Annotated in this window: 12 protein-coding genes; 5 read left to right on the plus strand and 7 right to left on the minus strand. The window is 44.9% G+C overall.

Annotated elements, in window-relative coordinates:
• Positions 1–216: 216 nt before the first annotated feature.
• Positions 217–5247, minus strand: a complete 5031-nt coding sequence (locus L876_RS23190) for a S8 family peptidase (protein ID WP_028764223.1) — start codon at positions 5245–5247, stop codon at positions 217–219.
• A 414-nt stretch (positions 5248–5661) separates the two neighbouring features.
• On the opposite strand from L876_RS23190, the gene L876_RS22520 reads away from it, so the two are divergent.
• The gene (locus tag L876_RS22520; protein WP_081730704.1) at positions 5662–5808 is read left to right on the plus strand and encodes a LysR family transcriptional regulator; all 147 of its coding nucleotides are present in this window, start codon (positions 5662–5664) and stop codon (positions 5806–5808) included.
• 43 nt (positions 5809–5851) lie between these two features.
• Entirely contained in the window at positions 5852–6592 is a 741-nt protein-coding gene (locus L876_RS0113085; RefSeq protein ID WP_028764224.1) for a substrate-binding domain-containing protein, read from the plus strand.
• Positions 6593–6672: 80 nt separating this feature from the next.
• On the opposite strand, the gene L876_RS0113090 is transcribed toward L876_RS0113085, so the two are convergent.
• The gene (locus tag L876_RS0113090; protein ID WP_248674602.1) at positions 6673–11679 is read right to left on the minus strand and encodes a S8 family serine peptidase; all 5007 of its coding nucleotides are present in this window, start codon (positions 11677–11679) and stop codon (positions 6673–6675) included.
• A 481-nt stretch (positions 11680–12160) separates the two neighbouring features.
• Between L876_RS0113090 and L876_RS21750 the strand changes: the two genes are divergently transcribed.
• Complete coding sequence (locus tag L876_RS21750; protein ID WP_051413118.1) at positions 12161–13114, plus strand: LysR family transcriptional regulator; 954 nt, start codon at positions 12161–12163, stop codon at positions 13112–13114.
• 3 nt (positions 13115–13117) lie between these two features.
• On the opposite strand, the gene L876_RS0113100 is transcribed toward L876_RS21750, so the two are convergent.
• The 4 genes from L876_RS0113100 to lhpI all read right to left on the minus strand — a co-directional run bounded on the left by L876_RS0113100 (position 13118) and on the right by lhpI (position 16386).
• Positions 13118–14065, minus strand: a complete 948-nt coding sequence (locus L876_RS0113100; protein ID WP_028764226.1) for a DUF4097 family beta strand repeat-containing protein — start codon at positions 14063–14065, stop codon at positions 13118–13120.
• Positions 14062–14580, minus strand: coding sequence for a hypothetical protein (locus L876_RS0113105; protein ID WP_028764227.1), 519 nt, complete (start codon positions 14578–14580; stop codon positions 14062–14064). Before L876_RS0113105 ends, L876_RS0113100 begins: the two co-directional genes overlap by 4 nt.
• Positions 14580–15116, minus strand: a complete 537-nt coding sequence (locus tag L876_RS0113110; protein WP_028764228.1) for an RNA polymerase sigma factor — start codon at positions 15114–15116, stop codon at positions 14580–14582. The genes L876_RS0113105 and L876_RS0113110 overlap by 1 nt, the downstream gene beginning before the upstream one ends.
• 319 nt (positions 15117–15435) lie before the next feature.
• Entirely contained in the window at positions 15436–16386 is a 951-nt protein-coding gene (gene lhpI / locus L876_RS0113120; RefSeq protein ID WP_028764229.1) for a bifunctional Delta(1)-pyrroline-2-carboxylate/Delta(1)-piperideine-2-carboxylate reductase, read from the minus strand.
• Between the two features lie 251 nt (positions 16387–16637).
• On the opposite strand from lhpI, the gene L876_RS0113130 reads away from it, so the two are divergent.
• Positions 16638–18500 (plus strand): methyl-accepting chemotaxis protein, encoded by a 1863-nt coding sequence (locus L876_RS0113130; protein WP_028764230.1) that lies wholly within the window; start codon positions 16638–16640, stop codon positions 18498–18500.
• A gap of 60 nt (positions 18501–18560) precedes the next feature.
• Positions 18561–20141 carry a sensor domain-containing diguanylate cyclase gene (locus L876_RS0113135; RefSeq protein ID WP_028764231.1) on the plus strand — a complete coding sequence of 527 codons (1581 nt, stop codon included), beginning with the start codon at positions 18561–18563 and terminating at the stop codon, positions 20139–20141.
• A gap of 4 nt (positions 20142–20145) precedes the next feature.
• Here the strand turns inward: L876_RS0113135 and L876_RS0113140 are convergent, their stop codons facing one another.
• Complete coding sequence (locus L876_RS0113140; protein WP_028764232.1) at positions 20146–21771, minus strand: methyl-accepting chemotaxis protein; 1626 nt, start codon at positions 21769–21771, stop codon at positions 20146–20148.
• Between the last annotated feature and the right edge of the window lie 46 nt (positions 21772–21817).

The raw sequence follows: 21817 nt of genomic DNA on the forward strand, positions 1-21817 counted from the left end.
TAGTTATTAAAAGCCTTCTTTATGAAGGCTTTTTGTTGTCTGTTTCAGTATTGTATTACTGCGTAAACAGAAGGACATCACCGCGAGATGACTACTGAGTGCTTTGACCTGAACTTAATCGTAAAAGTATTGACGTTGAAGCGATGGTTAGATAAAAAAGGGCCCTCATTGAGGGCCCGTTGACAAGGTTGAAACGTTCTCAACTAATTAATTTTACTAGTGCAGTTTACGACGTCCTCCAGCAAACAACCCTAATAAACCTAAGGCTAAGAAGCCTAAACTACCACCGCTTGATTTTGATTTAGCTTCTTCCACTACAGGGTAAGTACATGAACCATCATCAGTATTAGCGTCGGCATCATAGTTAGTTGCACTTGAATCGGTACAACCATTTTCAATCCCATCAGAGCTTACTGTTAGCATGAAGCTGGTAGAGGCTGCATCCGATGGGTAGGCCATATCATGTACCGTTACCGATACCATAGTTTCACCAAACCAATCGGTATCTGGGGTAATCGTAATACTATTGCCTTCAACTACCGCAGTGATGTTATCACCTGCCACCATAATGCCATTCACAGTGCCTTTTTGGTCCGCATAAACCACATCCATTGTAAGAGAGCTATTCTCTTCAATCACTTGGTCTGCAAAACCTGCAACTTGAATATTACTTGGTGATGAAACCGTATGGGATACCGTTACTAACTCTGAATCAGCGTATTGACTGCTAACCGTTACCGCATTATCCATTCCGACTGCAGTTGCCGATACTCGAGCTGAGAAACTAACTGTTAAGGCTGAGCTTTCAGGGCCTTGATAGTCAGCACAAACCAGTATGCCTTCTGCCACTTTGTCATCGACATCATTATAAGCAAAGCCGTCATTGTACCAACCGTCCACAGGACCATAAGTACCACGCTCACCATAGTAACCATGTAGACCAATTGAACCAAAATGACCGTTAGCCGTTTGTAGCGCTTGATAACCAAACATGATTTCATGGGCACCAGGGGCAAAATCTAACTTAGTTGAAATAATGGTTTCAACATCAAAGTAAGCAGATGCATCTGGGTTACGGTTACCGGTAAAGCGGTTATTAATTTCTGCACCACCTTTCCACTGGAACACATAGTAGTCATCAACTACAGCACCATACACTAAGTTAGTTACCACGCCGATGTCTTCACGGAATGCCACTTCTGGCATCATCACATCACCACGCCACAATGGGGCAACCATAGTGTCTGGGAAGCTTTGGAATGCATTGTTGAACTCATAATGGAAGTTATAGAAATCTGGCATTTCGTCAAATTTCACATAACCAAATGGTGAGATTTCAAGTAAGTCATGCAGCATCTCTTGCTCTGCACCATATAAAGGTACATGAGGTAAGCCATTAGCCGACATTGGAATACTCAAATACTGATTAGAATAGCCAGTAATGCCTAAATCAGAGAAACCAAACTCACTTGGTACATCCACAAAGGTGTCACTCGCGCCCTGCATTTGTGCAGGAATACGACACGTCGCATCTTCTAAGCTAGTGCTATACACATAGTGACGTGGGGTATCTAATGACGAAGGTTGCAGAGTATTAAATGCAATGGTATTGCCATCAATTGTCATGTCTTCTGTGTATTGCGGTAAGCCAGAAACCTGAACGCTGTCTTCAATTAACTGGAAGCCTGAAGCAAGTTCAGTACTTAAGGTTAACTGACGCTCACCACCTAACAAGTTAGGCGCAAGACTGACTTCAAAGTCAACGATATCGCCAGCTTTGGCGCTAGTATGGCTTGCTTCAATTTCGGTATCGCTGCCGTCATGAATAAGCTGTACCGGGATATAACCTAAGTTATCATCGTTATAGCTGTCGCTACCAATTCCCACATAACCATAATAAACATCGCCTTCTACTGCATCAGCTAAATCGTAGTTTAACTGTACGCGGTAAGGGTCCATGCCATTTGATGAATCTGGACCAACAGCGGTTAGGTTAGCATCATCTTGATCACCGATAACAGCTAAAGCGAAGGTCATGTTGTCAGCAAGGTTAGCTTCATCTTCCCACTCATACTTATAGTTAGAACCATAAGCCCAGTAGGTTCCTGGGGTTGGATTATTGATGGCACAGTAATCGTTGTTATCAATGCGTGAGTAACAAATGGCTTCTTCATTCCACTGGATTTCACCATCGTTATTGACATCCATACCAATATCTAGCGATGCGTAAGCGTTATAGTCGGCTTTTACTACTTCCCACACGATACGCTTAGTGCCTTCTGGCACTTCAAAGAAGTTAACCACTTGACCATCATCAATACGTGATTGCGCGGTATTGTCTAAGTCGCGCACATCACTGCGCTGCATTTGCACATCAAAAAGTTCCGCTTTAACTAAACCATTTACACGGCTATTAAAGGTTTGAATTTCTTCAGTGTTAATTTCAGGGGTTAAAATATGCCCTTGTTGACGGTGGATATTGCCCACCACATTTTCAGGCATACTGGTACCACTGTAGCGAATGCTAACCGGTAAATGTTGCAGTGGCATATCCGTGCTTGCAGGGGTAATAGTCACATCACCTAGTAAGCGTAGAGATGATGAATCTGCACCCGGTGCTTGAACTTCTAACACTGTTGCGGTCAGCATGATGGCTTGTGTTTCACCCTTGCTAAGACTAAATGTCTTAGGTGACACTTCAAGTGACAACATGTCAGCGCCGTCCATTGCTAATGTCTCTGCATCAACCGTCCAGCTGCCATCTGCGGTCGCTGTAAATGTACGCATCATGGTACAAGTGCCGCTACAGCTTTCATTGTAAAAATATGGCACGTTTAGGGTGTTAACTGTGCCGCCATTTTTAGGGTTAGCAGCGCGGTAATTGTCACCGGTTTCATCCATGATTAAACCCGCTTTAAATGCGCGAGCAACGTTAATCACACCACTACCTGCATCGCTAAAGCCTGCTGGCTCTAAATCAACAAAGGGGTAGGTTTCAACCGTGCGAGTCACGTCATCTAAATTCGCCGTCATCATTAATGCTGACTGAATTTGTGCTGGAGTCCAACTTGGTTGCGCTTGCTTTAATAATGCCATTGCACCTGCAACATGAGGTGCTGCCATTGAAGTACCACTAATGGTGTTGTAGTCACCTGGTACACCTACACCAGAAAACGGCATTTCATCAGCCCATGCCGCATAAATATCGACACCAGGAGCTGCAAGGTTTGGTGACATGACTTCAGGGTTATCAAAGTTATGACCACGAGATGAGAAATCCGCTAACGCATTAGGGATACGCTCACTGGTCACGACATTTGAAGCCGTGATGGTTAACTGATGATCACTGCCTTTAGATAACCAACTTGATAAACCAAACCAGTTAGTTGAAGCATCACCATAATAGCCACTATAAGGCAAGTGAATACCTGGGATTACATAAGGATCGTTATTAACCGATTCACTCGAGCTGGCGTTACGTAAAATAAAACCACCAGCACCGCCTTCTGCTACGTTAATGGCTTTTTGTACACGAGCGATATCACCACGCTTACAAACTACAATTGGCGCAGTGTCATATGGAATGCCTTCGGGAGAGTTGTCAAAAAAGCCTGCTGGGAAGGTTTCGTTACACTTTTCATACTGCCAACCGTAGGCTTTTGCTTCAACCACTGGGCCAGTGTAACCTTCAGTGATGCCACCACCAACAAGTTCTGGTAGCTCTTGTTCGCCACCAGTGGCGCCAGTCAGCATTTTACCTTCAACACTAAACTCGCGACTATGGGTTGCTGCAGCAACAGAGGTTAACCAAGGTGAAAGATGGTCAATTGCGCCGCGACGCTCTGAAGCAAGTGAAGGGTCAAACGAGTTACCAGCCGAGGCCGCAACCGAAATACCAGCTTCACGAGCGGCTAAAAAGGCCATTTCCATAGGATCTTCCCATGGGAATGCGCCATAAGCCGTACCAATTGAGTAGTTAATGACATCAACGCCATCGGCGACTGCATCTTCAATACCTGCAAGTAATGCAGATCCAGGACAACCAGTATAATTATTAAAGCTGCCATCACCTGGGTGACACACTTGGTACATAATTACGTTAGCGTGTGGCGCGACACCAGAAATGCGCGGTAACATTAAGTCAGTTGGTTTGCCGTCACTGGTTACACCAACATCAGGTACCATATAGGTACTATCTAAAATCACGTTACCCGCAGCAGTAGAAGCAGTATGAGAACCATGGCCGTTGTAATCTTCACCATTAGCAGGTCTTAGTGGGCCTTCGATTTCCCACCAACCTTTATCAGGTTGAAAACTTTCATCGCTATAAGAGTCGGTAATCGCAGGGTAAGAGCGCACACCAATAAGTTTGTCATTACACATGCTGGCAAACTCTTCTAGCTCACAATCACCGATGTAACCATCATATCGTGCTGGCAGCTGATGTACGTAGCCATCATCGCCTTGTGCTGTAAACGATTCATGGTCAGAGTTAATCCCTGTATCGAGTACACCAACAACAATGCCTTTACCGGTAAATTCTTCACCAGTGACTTCGCCAGTCCAAAACTTGTCCGCGCCAATATGCTGCGGGCCAACATCGGTTTGTAATTGATAGATTATTTCACGGGTCACGCTAACCACACCATCCAAATCAGCCACACGGGCCGCTTGGTCTTGAGTCATACGCATAGACATGCCGTTAAAGGCAAGTTGATAGTTAGCAATGGTTTTAGCATTACCCACTAAGCTAGTAATTTGCGAGGTGACACCAGCCTGTTTATCAGCAAGGTAGCTACGATAAGAACGTACATCACTACTGTTGATGTCAACTTTATCATGCAGTTGCGGGCTTAAAGCCGCTGGAATTTTATTCGCTCTTGGCGTCGTCGCATTTAACCCGGCCACCCCGCCTTGATATAATGAAACTGGCTTATCTGCTAATTGAATAATATAGGTTTGTTCACCAGAAATATTATCTTCATAAACAAAAGGGATTTTTTGATCCGTACTTGAAATAGCACGATGCACATTTCGGCCATTACTATTTCGGGTTTCAGCAACGACTTCAGCTGACACACGATCTTTATACTTATTGTCGTTATATTTTTTTATCGCATCGGTGATCACGATTGGCTTAATATTCGAAGAATATAAAGTATCTGCATTGGTGCTGTCAGCACTTGCTCCTGCAGCACCGGCATAAATGGCCGCCAGGGTCATTACATGTACTTTTTTTAGTTTCATTGTTTTTATTTCCTCAATGTTCTTTGTGATTTTATTTCCGTTCAAAGACACCCTTCATTGCCATTATTATCTTTTATCGACGAAGCGATCTAATTAGCTAACCGTATTGAACAATGCGTTTAGGTTATGGGTTGTTTGAGGGCGTAAAAATAAACTTGTATATAAACAATGATTTGACATTTAAAAGATATTAATTGTAAGTAAATTGGATTTATTTGGTTCTTAATTTGGTTTGATATTGGTAATGATTGATACAAACTGATTCATAGTTGTTTTTGTTGGGGTGAGATTGTTATTTTTACGTGTTGGCAATGTGTGGGGTGACCCTTGTTTATGGATTCATCAAGTGTCTAATTACTCATTACTCATACTAAAAATTGCCGATTGACACTAATTAATATTTTGAAGGTTTTAATGAATATTCGTTATATGAGGTACTTTGTTGTGTTGGCTGAGTTGCAGCACTTTAGTCGCACAGCAGATAAGCTAAATGTTACACAACCTTCTCTAACTAGAGGCATTCAACGTTTAGAGCAGTTAGTGGGGGGGGAAGCTATTTGATCGCGATTCCAAAAACATCGCTATTACGAAGCTAGGGTTATTAGTGTTGGTACATTGCCAACAGATCTTACAACAGGACGATGCCCTACAAAAAGATTTGGATCTATTTCACGGCGTGAATCAATTGGAGATAAAAATCGGTGCAAGTCCGATCCCTTCAAACAGTATCGTTGGGCCAATTATGGGGCAGTTTTTACACGCCTTTCCTTCTATGAGTGTCGATTTACGCGTGACTCATTGGGAAGATCTATCTCAGCAATTGCTCCAGGGCGAGTTGGACCTGTTTGTTGCAGAGACCAGAAGTACCGACTTAGCGCAGAATCAGCTTTTCACAACCATTGATATGGCACCATTTCGAGTTATTTTCTGTGCACGCCCGAGTCATCCATTAGCGCAATTGCCGCGACTGTTTCTGCCTTCGTTTCGTGATTATCCTTTAGCAGTACCAAGGCATTTACCTTGTAAAGTGGCAGAGCAGTTTGAAGATTTGTTTATGCTGGCACGAGATGATTTTGCTGGATTGGTGCGTTTTGATCAGTTTCATGCCATTAAAGGCGCCATGTTTGACTCCGATCTTATCGCCCTAACACCAGAAATCGCTGTGCGAGAAGAGTTAAAAAGGGGAACTTTGATTCGGTTGGTACCGCAGTCGATGCCAGAGTTTGAAGCTAGATTTAGTGTGGTCAGCCTAGCAGGCTGCCAAGTTAGCCAATCGATCAATACTTTTACCCGTTTCTTGCTGCAACGTGTCGATATGCTAAGTCTTGAGACTGAGCTAGTATAAGTGATTATTGACTCGATAAAAAAGGGCCCTCATTGAGGGCCCGTTGACAAGGTTGAAACGTTCTCAACTAATTAATTTTACTAGTGCAGTTTACGACGTCCTCCAGCAAGTAATCCCAATAGACCTAGCGCTAACCAACCTAAGCTACCGCCAGAGTCTGATTCTGGCACTACTGGCTCAATTGGTTGTTCTGGTGCAGGTGGTGTAGGCTCAACCCCATCAGAGCTGACCGTCAACATAAAGCTTGTTGAGCTTTTGTCGTTAGGGAACAAGTTATCTGACACAGTGACTGTCACCATGGTTTCGCCCCAGAAATCAGCTGCTGGTGTAATATCAAAGCTAGAGCCCGACTCATGGCCATTGATGATTGCAGTAATGTTGTCGCCGCTGACAGTGATAGTGTTGGCTGATAGGCCGCCATCATTGTCGGCGTAGCTGACCACGATACCTTCAAGCTTCATGTTTTCGTCAACCATCTTATCGCTGATATCAGAGATAATGATGTTTGAGGCAACACTAATGATCTGTTCGGCATTGGCGTTGGCAATACCCTCCACATCACCAGTGACTGTGATGGCTTGATTGATACCGAGCGCATCATGGGTGATCTCAGCTTGCATGTTGACGACAACCATGCTGTCGCTTGGCCCTGAGATGTCATAACACACCACTAAATTGTTTGACACCTTGTCAGTTAAGTCATTAAAGGCATAACTTTTACCTGTGTGGCCTTTAAGTGGGCCATAAGTATCACGGGGACCATTATAACCACGCACCCCAATTGAGCCTTCACCTGCTTCACTGGCAAAATTGATATTGTCATAGGCCATGACTATCTCAAATTCACCTGGATTATGGCTGGTGTTGGCTTTCAAGAATACTTGGAAGTCGTAGCTGTCTTCACGTGGTGTGATCAGTGCATTCCAGTTCTCATCCCAGCTCTTATCGTGCGTGGCGGCTTTGTTCCACTCGATGATGGTGTAATCATCGGCGAAGGCAAGCGTGACACCTTTCTCTTGATATATATCCCAGCTTGGCTCGTATTTAGCTAGGTTCCACTTCTGAGGAGCAAACATATCCATTGGATCCATGGCATCACGCCCACCCCAGAATGGCGCAACGATAAAGTCGGGCGGCGTAAAGTACCAAGTGCTTGGCAATTCTAGATACATGTTCATTGGGACAAAGTCCCATGGGTTATATCCCTGTGCATCGAGTTGTAACCAGCCTTTCGAGCTCAAGATAATTGAGTCGGTGGTGAAGTAATCGGCGTTATCGAACGGAGCCATCGTACCTGTCATCAATGGGATCTCAGTATCATGTACCCAGTTGCCCCAGCCCCACTCATTGACTTCAAAGAAGCTTCCCCAAGAGACATTAAAACCGAATTTTGCTAGGTCTAGATAACCGCCATCGACTGGCGTGCCATCAGGGTAATCAATATCCAATGGGGTACGACACATCGCATCATCAAGGTTGGTGGTGACCTTGTAGTTAGTATCGAGATCTGCGGTATTATGCTGCAACTTGTTGATGGTGAAGCCGTTAGCCGTTTCAATGAGTCCATCAAGTGGCGAGAGAGAACCTGGAACTAACTTTAAGCCAGCAGAGAGGCTTGCACTCAGTTCAATATTACGATCACTGCCTGATAGGTTAGGTTGAATCACCACATCGACATCTATGATATCGCCAACCCGCGCGGCATCCTGTGAGCTATTAATTGAGACACTATTGACGCCACGAGTGATATGTAAAGGCACTAATGCGAGTGAGCCTTCGGCATTATCACCTGCAGCGATTGCAGCGGCTGAGTAGTAACGCTTACCCTGTTCCATCTCCATATCCCAGTCGATGGTTAAGGTTGAATTGAGTGCCGTTGTATCTTCAAAGTTAAGACTAATCGCAGCGGATTCTTCTTTAGGAATCACCACATGGGCCATCTCAACGGTATCGACATTTTCCCATGGAAACAGCGGGTAAGCACTCATCACCATGATGGTGTATTCACCTGCATCAGGGTCTTCTAGGGCACAATATTCGCCTTTGGTGGTTTGTCCCAGCATTGAGCCACAAATGGCTTCTGATTGATGTAAACGCCCGTCGTTATTGAAATCCTTGAATATATAAATACTTGTATCAAGGTATTGATTCAAAGGGTGATCAATTTCAGAAGAGATTCTGCCAAGCAGCTCGGCGCGAAATACCGCGGTATTATCAGGCACATCGACCTTTACGGTTTTGATGTTTGGTTGAGTCAGATCCCAATAAAAATCCTCATCCACCATGGATACACCAAATTGCATACGCGGTAAGGTGATAGCAGTGGTTGTAGCTTCTACTGGTGTATACGCAATACCGTTCAGGCTTGACCCAGGTGCACCAAAGGGAACGTTAGTAATCACATGCTTTGATTGGTCATCATGGGCAGTAATGTTGATGGTACTTGGTAGTGTTTTACCTTGATAGGTGGCTAGGAATGGCCAGTGAGCTGTTGGGATAGACTGATCTTGTGAGGTGAATTGAATTTCCCCCGCAGTCGTATGCACTGTGCCGTCATACCAAGCCATGTCAGATTCTTTGAACAGGCTTGTAACGGTTAGGTCAATGCTTTCTCCTGCTTTTAGGGTAAAGTTAGCTGGCGTTACCGTGACCTTGGCGGTTGGGTCTAAGGTGAAGTTCCAATAAAGTGGATCACGGTCACTGTAGTTAGCGTTAACCGTCCAGGTGCCATCGCGCGTTGCTTTGACGGTACGGATCCAGCTGCAGCTCAAGCCGCAATCTTTGTTGATCAACTGAGGCAAGTTTAGCTCTCGAACTTGCCCCCCATTTTGTGGGTTAGCACGGCGGAAGTTATCAGCCGTTTCATTCATCACTAAACCACTATTAATGGCGCGCTCTACATTGGCCAGACCATGTCCTGCTCGATAAGGGCCTGCCACCTCAACTTTTTTATCATAGGGATGAGTTGCTTTAATCGCCTTGCTGTCAGCGGTCATCTGCAGTGCCGACTGCACCTCAGATGCACTCCACATGGGATTGGCTTGGCGAACAAGAGCCATTATACCTGCAACGTGTGGGCTCGCCATTGATGTGCCACTAATGGCATTGTAGTTACGGGTATCTGCCTGTGGATTAAGTGGGTTCTCATCATTCCATGCCGCAAAAATGTCGACACCAGGTGCTGCGATACCCGGAGAGAAAATCTCCTCGACAGTGCTAGATGGCCCGCGAGATGAGAAGTTGGCTAGCCAGTCAGCATCGTCAGGATTAATGACGCGCTTAGCATTGGAGGCGGTGATAGTGCCTTCAAGAGCGCTGCCTGAAGCTAGCCATGGTTGTAAGCCCTTAGTCTGCCAATTACCGTACCACTGAGTAGCAGTGATGTGTACACCAGGAATCGCGTAGGTATCGTTTGAGACTTGATCACCTTCACTCCACGTATTATAAAGTACGAAACCGCCTGCCCCCCCTGCTGCGACATTGGCTGCTTTTTCAACTCGCGCAATATCACCACGTTCACAAACGACAATATGGGTCGCATCAAATGCTCCGTCTGGGAATGGGCTATTACAGCGCGCATCACCGTGATCCGCTGCAAGAACAAATACGCCACTAAAGGCTTCTGAGATGCCCGCAGCATCAAGTCTGTCTGGACGTAGAGCATCGTCGCCACCAATAAACTCATCAAGCGCTTTATCTTCGATAACGATTGTGCGGGCATGGGTCGTCGCAGCGACGTTTAGTACCCAAGGAGAGGTGTGATCAACCGTATAGAGCGAGTCAGTGCCATATGCCTCACCAGAGTTACCCGCTGATAATGCAACCGCAACCCCTGCTTCACGTGCAGACAAAAAGGCCATTTCAAAGGCATCGTCCCAAGGGAAGCTTTCGCTGCCGCCGATTGACATGTTGATGACATCGACACCATCTTTAATGGCTTGTTCGATAGCAAATAGCATGGCAGCCCCAGAGCAGCCCCCACTGACCATGCAGACCTGATAGGAGATGATGTTAGCGTGTGGTGCAACGCCTGAGATGGTAGGCATTTTGACGCCAATTGGGTTACCAGCCCCACCGCCCAGTTGTGACCCTACTACATCAACATCATGCACAATGTTCCCCGCAACGGTACTGGCTACATGGCTGCCATGGCCCTGGAAGTCTTCGCCAAACTCCGGTGCCAGAGGATTGCCCCACTCATCCACATACTCAGCGGTAATATCCTTGTGAGTGTAGACACCGATTAGTTTGTCATTACAACGATTGGCAAACTCCTCTAAAGCGCAATCACCTAAGTAGTTGCCTTTGCCTAATGGGTTAGTATGTGCAAACCCGTCGCCACCTAAGGCGGCGAATGAGGGGTGATCTGTGTTTACCCCAGTATCTATGATCCCCACGACCATACCTTCACCTAAGTAAGCATTGCCGTCAGCGGTTTTAGTACCAGCCCATACGCCCATGGCACCCACGTGCTCTGGTCCAACATCGGTATGCAATTGATACATTTTTGAGCGTTGTACGTAGGCAACTTCAGACATTGCCGCAACCTGTATCGCCTCTGCTTGGGTCATCTCCACTGTGATGGCATTAGCCGCTAGGGTAAATTGTTGCTTAGGTTGTAAGCCTGCTTTTTGAATCAGATTTTGCTGCGTCGATAACAGGTGGTTGGTGTAGGCATTAATCGCACTACGACTTGCTCCTGTGGGTTTTCCGGCAGTGAAGAGTTTACTGTTTTTGTTATTACTGGTTGCTTTAGTCGCTTGTAACCCTGGGATATCGCCCTCGTAGGTCGCCACTGAGTTACCGTGTAATCTGATAATGTAGGTATGTGTGCCGACAAGATCTTTTTCTACTTCAAACTTATCTTTCGCCTGCTTTGGGGAGAAATGAATGTTGCGCATCTCTCCGCGTCTAAGTGGGGTGGATGTAAGGGGGCCAACCTTAGCTTTCGCTTCTTGTTGAGCTTGATAAAGCTCCATGATGTTAATGCTTTTTATGCGTGCTTCGTCGATGGCATGTGCGCTCGACATCGCTAACGCACCGTAGAGGGCACTCGTGATGGCTATCGAAATCGTATTAAATTTCACAGTCAATCTCCTGATAATTATTGTTCTTGTGCAGGCGAACTCAGCTTGTATTCCTGTCGGGTATGATTTTTAAACATTTGTGCAACATTAAGCCAATGCGAAATTGGTCATTGTTTGATGCGTTTTTTGCATTAGTAAAGTGACCCCTGACCGATTACCATCCGTTTTTTAAAGCGATGAACACAAGGGTTTATTTATAAGTCTCTGATAAGGAATTGTATTATTTACTTGCCTTAAAGGTGGCACTGTTGGGCAACGATTCAGTTTAGGAAATTATGTTCTTCGTTTATTAGTTGTTGATGCATGTTGCATGGATACAAATTGTTAACTTTTGGGCGGGTGATATTACTTAAGGGCCAGCTATCACCTGAGTGATATTCGATTTTTACATTTCTTAAATACAGAAAGGTCATTGGTGTTCATTGAGTTGGTTCTTATAAGCTAACCATTAATTAGCAAACAATTTGTAGAGGGGGATTCTGTGGAGTTAAGGCATTTAAGGCATTTTCTAGTGTTGGCCAAACTGAAGCATTTTCATCGCGCCGCGAGCCAGTTAAATTTGGCGCAGCCATCGCTCTCTCGTAGTATTCAAAAGATGGAGGAACGCCTGGGGGTTAAATTGCTAGAGCGAAACTCTAAGTCTGTATCACTGACGCCTTTTGGTGAGCTGGTGGTGCGTCATGGGCAAAAAATAATCGATGATGTCGACTTGCTCAATAAAGATATTCGCTCGCTCAATGGCCTAGATGCGGGAGATATCATCATTGGTGCCAGCCCAATTCCATCTAATGCATTATTAGGCCCTGCGGTGGGCAATTTTATCCGCCTCTATCCTCACATTAATATTGACCTCATCGTCAAGTCTCCAAGTATGTTGTATGACCGTTTGGTCAATGGTGCTCTATCAATGTTTGTCGCTGAGACCCGAGCCACTGATTTCGATAAGCGTGATGAACTATCGGTAATACCACTGCCTGAATTTGAAGTGCAGTTTTTTGTGAGAGCCAATCATCCGTTGACCGAGATGGCAGGTATTACCTTGCAGTCATTACGCCAGTATCCGTTGGCGATGCCGCGATCCATGCCGCCAAGCATTCAGCGACAGTTTGGAGACCTGTTTGACAAGGACCGCCATGACTTTGCTGGCTTGGTCAAGTTTGATCAGTTTCAACCAATTAAGACGTCGATGCTGAGTTGCGACATGGTGGCCATTACACCAGAACTTGCGGTTCGCCAGCAGTTAGATGATGGTAGCTTGGTGAGTTTATTGGTCGATGATATGGCAAAACTGACAGCCAATTTTAGCGTGGTTTATTTAAAAGGCATTAGTTTGACCCCAGTTGCCGCAGGGTTTGTGGAGTTTTTAGTCGATAGTGCCCATCAGAGAGAGGCACAGAGCTCTCAGTCTGATAGGGCTAATTTGGCGTTAACTTAAATGCTAATTCTGCTTTAAGCTGATGTTACCGCTGATGGTACCTAGGGCTATATCGGCACTACCATTACCCATTTGGAAGTCGAGTGAACGACTTGCGGTATATTTTGATTTTTGTGGTTTATCTAGGGTTAACGAGTTGTCGATATCTCCACCTGGGCCGCCATTGACTGTGAATCTAGCGTCCATATTACTTGGCAAGGTGAGGCTAATATCTCCACTGACACTATCAATGTTGGCTTTTGATGATAAGCGGTTAAAAGACAAGACTAAGTCACCACTCACACTTTGACCATTGAAACGGTTTACATCGACAAACTGCACGCTGGCTGAGCCTGACACTGTCTCTATAGAGGCTTCACTCGCTTGGCTATTGGCCGTAAGATCGCCGCTAACCAATTTGTAGCTTACCTTTCCCAGACTCTGTTTATCATTGATATTGCCTGAGACAGTTTCAAGACGTGTTTTTCCATCTAGTAGGGCGGTCACAATGTCACCCGATACGGTGATTAAAGCGATATCTTGCTGAAGCTGAGTCGCTTTAATATCACCGCTAACGGATTGAATGCTGATATCTCCATTGAGTCCATTCACCGTATAACTTGCCGATATACTGTCGGCGTTAAGCTTAAGGCTTTTTGGCACCATGATGGTCAATTTAGATCCATCTTTGTTGTTTCCCGAGTATTGACGAGGCATTTTGTCCTCGATGGTGACCGAGTTTCCCTGCTTTTCCAGCAGTAAGCCTTCGCTGAGTTCGTCTAAAGTGCCAGTGATCTGAATTTCAGCATTATCCCAAGGTTTAATGGTGACTTCACCGCGATGCACTTGAAGATTCAATTTGAGCGTATCGTCAACGTCGATGCGCTTGTCAACCGATTGTGCGGCCATGGCAATAGGACTGAGCGCCACAAATGTGGTAACCAATAGGGATTTCTTAAGGGTTAGGTTCATATTATCTCTCCTGCTTTTTGTTGAATGACAGGGAGGTTTTGCCCCTGTTTAATTAGTTCTATTTCTCTTTGCTGTGTCCATAGCCATAGCTGCCATAGTTGCTTATCTGTCGGATTTAGTTGTAAGTTTTGGTAGATCTGCTTAGCTGCATCTTTCAGTTGTTTGATGCCATTTTCTACCGGTTGCCCATAAGGGCTTATTTGCCAGTCGACATGAGTTGCTTGCTGTGCAAGCTCGGTGACTTGCTGCTGATGTTGTGTGTTAATTACCGCTAAAGTTGCTAATAGCGCGTCGTGATTTTGGGCTGCTATTTCTGGTGTTAAAAAGGGTTTACCTATGAGTAAGGCAAGTAGCAAAAGACTCACTAATGCAAAAGGTCGCCATAGTTGGTTAGGTTGAGCGGTTGTGGGGGCATCGAGTCGTCGTGCGATCTCGGGCCACAAGTCTTCTGCTGGCGTCATCTCTTTGGGCGCATCGTCTATTAACTGCGCCAGTTGATTGCTGTTGTTGGCCATTAGATCATCTCCTGTAGCAATTTTTTTGCTCTGTGGTACTGCGCCTTGCTGGTACCCGGTGCAATATTAAGACGTTTAGCTATCTCATCGTGTTGGTACCCCTCTAGCGCATAAAGCACAAAGATTATGCGTGCCCGCTCAGGGAGCCTAATGATCAACTTATCTAACCCGTCATAGTCTATAACGCTAGCTGCACTGTCTGCATCAAGCTGCTCTGGTAAAAAGCGATCCCAAAAACGCTTATGTTTGTTGATGCAGTTCAGGGCTTGGTTGACCGTTAAGCTATGAAGCCAAGTAGTGAACTGACTCTCTCCTTTAAACTGGGGTAACTTTTGCCATACACGTACAAACGTATCTTGGGTGGCCTCTTCGGCTAACTCTTTTTGACCAGCAAGCCGGAAACAGAGGGCATATACACGTTGATGATGTTGTTGATAGAGTTCGCGAAAGGCGATTTTGTCGCCCTGTTTCGCTAGCTCAACCAAGGTCGCATCAAGTTTTTTCTGCGTTGATGATAATGGTATTGATGCGCTCAACTCATATTCCCTGTCAGCGATGAGATACCTATTAGACATAGGCAAGTATCGAATTGGTTTAAAGCGGTATTAAAAAAGTTTCTCAAAGGTATAACAGTTGGTGCTAACTAGGCAATTTTCGTTAGCTTGAGGCGGGAAGCGGAGAAGCGGAGAAGCGGAGAAGCGGAGAAGCGGAGAAGCGGAGAAGCAGAGAAGCAGAGAAGCGGAGAAGCGGAGAAGCGGAGAAGCAGAGAAGCAGAGAAGCAGAGAAGCAGAGAAGCAGAGAAGCAGAGAAGGAGCCGTGGTTGATACTTCCTTCTCTCATCGTTTGGTTAGTCGATTAACTATTATGTTTTTCAAATACTAGCTGTGCACCGACAAGATCGGCAAGGGCTGTGCCTACTGTCTTAAAAACGGTGATTTGGCTATCCGTTTGTCTGCCATGAACCGTGCTACTACACAGTTGCGAGAGCTCACCTTTTACACGATCTAGGCTGTACACCCCTTCATCTACTGGTATCAGCAGTTCGCCTGCTTCGGCAAAGACATTGAGCTTTGAGTCAACGTAAACCTCATTATCAGTAATGAGTGCTGTATCGCATTCACGTCGGTCGTGATTATGGTTACCGATTAGGTCGACATGGGTGCCACTTTTGACCCATTCAGCAGGAAATAGCGGTGTCGGTGAGCCAGTTGCGCAACTTATGATATCTGCACTGCGTACGCACTGCTCAATGTTGTCACACACATTTATTTCCAACTCAGGGCGAACCTTTTTAATCGCATTGACCGTGTTCTGGGCCTTATAGGGGTCACGTCCCCAGACGGTGATAGTAGTGATAGGACGTACCGTGGCATGAGCAAGTGCCATATAGGTGGCCAAGTTACCCGTGCCGAAAACCAGTAGATGTTGAGCGTTTTCGCGGGCAAGGTATTTTGCACCGAGCGCCGAAACCGCAGCAGTACGCCAATAGGTCACACTGGTACCGTCAACTAAGGCTTGTGGTTCACCTGTTAGGCGATTAAAAATAAGAATTTTTGAGTATAAACTTGCCAATTGTGGTGATTTTTTGGGGTTGTCAGGAAAATACGTAAAGGCTTTTACGGCAATGGTTTTGTCATTCCATGCTGGCAACACGGCAAAGGCGTCACTGTGCATGCCATTCTGGTCTAGTGGAAATACCTGCCGTTGTGGCGTTCCGGCTGGTTTAGCAAACGCCTCTTGTAGGGCGTCTATCAAGCTTGGGAAATCTAACGCTGTATTGACATCTTTGGCGTGAATCGTGTGCATGTATGCTCCTTGTTTTTGCGGGATATTGTATACAATGGTAAGTGCAATTGAAAATTGAATTTATATTCTCTCGTACAAGGCTGGCTTAGTGGTTGATATCGTCTGGATCATCTCAGTTATTACAATAAAAATAGTTAATACAACTAATGGTTTGGCCGATAGTTACTATAATGATTATTGGCACCTCAAAAATATTTTGCTATTTGCCTTAAAGCGGGTAAATGCACCTGAACAAATCTAAGGATCTTTTTATGCTCATCCGTCATAAATTACTCGCAAGTGCAGCCATCTCCATCTCTTCTGTGATTGCGATGTTTGCGCTGCAGCAGTATTCGGCCAGTACCTTGGATGATCTGTCTCACGCAGCGCAGAGCGTCATAGAGCTTGAAAAGGAAGTTTTAAGCTTACGTAAAGAAGAGAAAGACTTTTTTTCACGTCTTGATTTGAGTTACCTCGACACTCACAAGACTAATGCCGAGGACGTATACAACCTAATGGATGGGCTTAAGTCGACGTTTAACGATTACAACATTCCTACCAATGCGTTGGATAGTTTTGACAGCAGTCTGCATGAATATCAAAACATTTTTGTTGAGATAGTTAACCTACAAAGAGAGATTGGCCTACATGCCAAAGATGGACTTTATGGTACCTTGAGAGGGGTGGTGCACAATGTTGAAACTTTAGTTAAAGAGAATGATCAGCCAGAGATGATGGTGACTATGTTGCAGCTAAGGCGTAATGAAAAAGATTTTATGTTAAGGCGCAGCTTGAGTTATCTCGATAAATTTAATGGCAATTTGGCTGTTTTAAGGCAGCAGTTTGATGAATCTTTTTTAAGTAGCAGCGTTAAGAGTGAACTAAACCGTTCACTTGCTGCTTATGAGAAAGATTTTAAGGTGCTTATTAGCAAAGAGCAGGCGCTAGGGCTGACAAAAGATGACGGTAAGATGGCTAATTTACGCGACAGTATTGCTAGGGCTGAGCAGGGGTTGGCAACATTGAAGGAGCAATCGTTTAATGCCATTAACGATGCAGAAAATAGCGCGGTAACCATTAGTATCTCGATATTTGTGTTAATTACAATAGTCTTGATCGGTTTTACCATTGCGATCATTCGCAGCATTATGGAGCCGGTTAAAAAGATTAGTGATGCGATTGCTAACATTGAAGCGACCAAAGATCTCACTCTACGCTGTGATACCAAAGTTGATGATGAGATAGGCCAAATTGCAAATCACTTTAATAGTATGGTTGACTCGTTCCAGCACTTGATAAAAGAGGTGCTTGAGTCTGTCGAGGTGGTTAATCGTTCTTGCCAGGAGTTGTCTGAAAATTCGATACGTGCATCAGAGGGGGTTGGCCGTCAATTAAATGAGACTGACATGGTAGCCACTGCGATAACAGAAATGGGCGCAACCATTGATGAGATTGCCAATAATACCGAATTGGCGGCAGAGCGCGCCAGCAACACTCATGATAATGCCCAGCAAGGGCAAGTTGGTGTGGAGCATACCATTGAGAAAATTCAGGCACTGGCGGAGCAACTTAACAGTTCTGCGCAAGTGGTGTCAGATCTTGAAAAAGACAGTGAAACTATTGGCAGTGTACTTGATGTTATTCGAGGTATTGCCGAACAGACCAACTTGCTTGCTTTGAATGCTGCAATTGAGGCGGCGCGAGCGGGTGAACAAGGGCGAGGGTTCGCCGTGGTCGCAGATGAAGTGCGCAGCCTCGCTATGCGCACACAAGAGTCGACAGAAGAGATTGCTGGCATAATTCAGACGTTACAATCGCGCACCCGCTCTATTGTGCAGTTGATGGAGTCCACACAAAAACAAGGCAGTGAAAGTGCAGAGCAAGCCGCTAGTGCTGGTGCATTGCTAGAGCAGATTAATGCTGATGTGACCAATATTATGGATATGAGTACTCAAATTGCGGCGGCGATTGAAGAGCAAAGTATGGTGGCGTCAGAGGTTAACAAAAATGTGGTGATCATTCGTGACATTGCAGCCGAATCTGCGACGGCGGCGGATGAGAATGCATCGGCGTCAGATGAAGTGCGCGCCAGAACAGAATCACTTTATCAATCAGTGAGTGTTTTTAAGATCTAGTCCATAAAATTAGCCCAGTCGTCTAAGCTTTTAAGTGACAGAAAACAATGAGTGCTGCTCATGAGATTAAACCATTTTTTGAACCTTTTAAGCTTAGTCCTGCTGTTGCTGTCATTAGTGACTGCCAGTGTTATTTATTATTTTCTCTATCTTCCCGCCATCGAGCAGCAGGTGTTGCAGAAGCAACAAAAAGAGTTGGCTGTGGTTCAAAAAGGGATCGAGTTTTCGCAGCGTAATCTTGAAACACTCTGTTATGACTATGCCATATGGGACGGTATGGTCGACTTTGTCGAATCAACATCTGAAGATTTCATTCAATCTAACCTTTTAGATAATACCTTTGAGGCAGCCAGTTTAAATGGTTTTTATGTTTTTAATAAGCAAGGTGGCCTTGTTTGGCATTACGCACAGAGTGAGGATTATAGTCCGCAACATTTGCCGCAATCGCTAGAGGGCTTTATTGGTAAGATTTTGCCCGCCGATACGGTATTTTCACAGAAAAAGCCCAGCATCAGAAATGGTTTGATCAATATGGGCAGTAAGCTGGTCTATTTTAGCAATGTCACCATTCTGCCGACGAGTGGCATGGGTGACATTGTCGGTAGCCTATTAGTCGTTAGAGAATTGAGCGGTAAAGTTCAGCAGGAGATCACCGAATTAAGTTTGGTTAATTTTCATATCATAAAGCTAGCTCCCCAGTTTACCGCGCCGCATATGCAGGACTTTCGCAGTCCACCAAATATAGGAGTGTTAGCGGGTTCACATGCATGGATAATAAAAGATGTATTAGGGAATGCAGCGGCTGAAATCACAGTTACTCATGATGAAGGGCAATTACCCTCGATTTTTACTTTTGAATCACTGCTGATGTTTTTTAGCGTATTGGCCATGACATTTGTAGCGATTTTACCACTCTCTTTACTCGTATTACGGCCTTTACGGGTGGCCAATAAAGTATTAACTAAAATGGCTCGTAGAGGAATTTTACTTAGAATGCCAACAGCGTGGCGCATAGATGAAATTGCCAATTTAACTCACTCCTTTAATTTAGTTGTGGATAAGCTTGAGCGACATCAAAATTATCTCGAAAGCCTCTCTTTTAATGATCCTTTGACCGGTATTGCGAATCGACGCAGCTTGGAAGTCTTTGCACAGCGAGCACAAGAGCAATGGCGAGATGGCAAAGGGGCTATTGGTTTTTTAATGATCGATATCGATTATTTTAAAAGTTATAACGATTCGTTAGGCCATCAAGCGGGCGACCAAGTGCTTATTCGTATTGCTCAAGCCTTAATGGTCGAGTGTCGTCGTCGTGGAGAGCTAGTGACTCGGTATGGTGGTGAGGAGTTTTGTGTTGTGATTCAAGGGGACAATATTGCACAGATGAAGTTGTTGGCAGATCGACTTTTAAAACGTGTTCGAGAACTTAATATATATCATGAACATTCTCCTTTAGAAATCATCACTGTGAGTATCGGTGGAGTGTTCTATCCACCTTTCCACCCTCAATTTGAACAGGATGACTGGCAAACCATGATAGGTTTAGCCGATAGTCAATTGTATGTGTCGAAACATGCTGGACGTAACTGTCTTAATATTAAATATGAAGCAGTTCACCCACTAGCACTCGTGGGCGAATAATCGTTTAAACCTTAAATGTATTAACCTGTTGGCGCATCGTTGCCGCGAGCTCCGTGAGTCGATCAATCGATTGAGCTAATTCGATTGCGGACTCTGTTGAGTGCAGAGCAATATCACTGATGGCGATGATGCTACGGTTGATACTCTCTGCGACGCTACTCTGTTCCTCTGCTGCGGTAGCGATATGGGTGTTCATTTCTGTGATATTATCAACGGAACTCACAATTTCTTGCAGAGCCTGGCCTGCCATATTGGTTTGACTGTTGGCATTATCAACCTGTTTAATGCCTACATCCATCGCATTGACCGCCTCTTTTACGCCAGCTTGTAAGGTATCAATCATAGATTCAATCTCTTGGGTGGCTTCTTGTGTGCGCTGTGCCAGCGAACGAACCTCATCTGCAACCACGGCAAAGCCGCGTCCTTGCTCGCCAGCTCTAGCAGCTTCAATCGCAGCGTTTAGTGCTAGTAAATTTGTCTGTTCAGCTATTCCCTTAATAACACTGAGTACGCTGCCTATGTTTTGGCTTTCATGGGATAGATGAGTGATCACCTCAGATGTACTTTGGATCTGGCGTGACAGCAGCCCCATGCTATTTATCGATTGCTGCACGATATCATTGCCATTGGCGGCAAACTGATCGGCGTTTCTTGCTGAATCAGCGGCTGCTGTTGTGCTCTGTGCGACTTCATTGACTGTGGCTGTCATTTCGTTCATTGCTGTTGCTGTTTGCTCTGTCTCAGCTTGTTGCTGCTGAATACGAGCGTTAGATGTCTTAGTAAAATCATTTAGCTCTTGAGCCGATTCGCTTACGGTATTCGCGGCTTGAACTACGCCGCTTAATATTCCTCTAAGGTGGGTGAATAGATCGTTGAGGCTGGTAGAGATAAGTCCCAATTCATCATTATTCAATTGGTTAAACGTAACGGTCAGATCGGCGTTTTTCTGAATGGCACGTAATTGGGTTCTGATATGATTAATAGGCGACATTACTGAGCGGTTAATCCATACACCGAGTATTATGCTGGCTATTACGGTCAAGGTTGTCAGGCTAATGAATAGAGTCAACGATGACTCATAAATCTCAACGACTCTGTTTTTCTCTTGAGATGCAACGTTAAGCTGCAGTGTAATTAATTCAGAGATGGTACCACTGATAGGATCGATGACTTTATAAAGAGGGATGATTTCACTGTTTAGCCTGCCCTGAATATTGCCAGACATACTGCCGAGTTGCTGGATAAGCTGATTGATTTTTTGATTTGCGGGGATAAATAGTCTTTCTGCCTCTGCGACCAGTTGGCTTTCTTGAGTGGTTAACTCAGTAGATACATATTTCTGCCAGCGAACATCAATATTTTTGCTCGCATCACGCATGGCTTTAGTGGCTTCCTCTGCGCTAAATTCTCCAGCGTTTGCTTTATTGATGGCATCAATCACAAATACAGCATAGTCATCAGCAATCACCTTTAGATCCTCTAAGGGAACCACTCTATCGTTATAGATTGTGGTGACCCCTTGTTGAATGGTGGTCATCATGTTAATCGCAAGCACACAGATGCAGATAAGCAGCGTGAGAGGCAGTAAAATGCCAAATGCCATTTTATGTTTGATCTGAATATTATTCATTTAACTAACCCAAATAGTGGAGGCTACTTTAAAGCGATTAAACTTT

Origin of the sequence: Shewanella colwelliana ATCC 39565 (assembly GCF_000518705.1) — a bacterium.
Classification (GTDB): domain Bacteria; phylum Pseudomonadota; class Gammaproteobacteria; order Enterobacterales; family Shewanellaceae; genus Shewanella; species Shewanella colwelliana.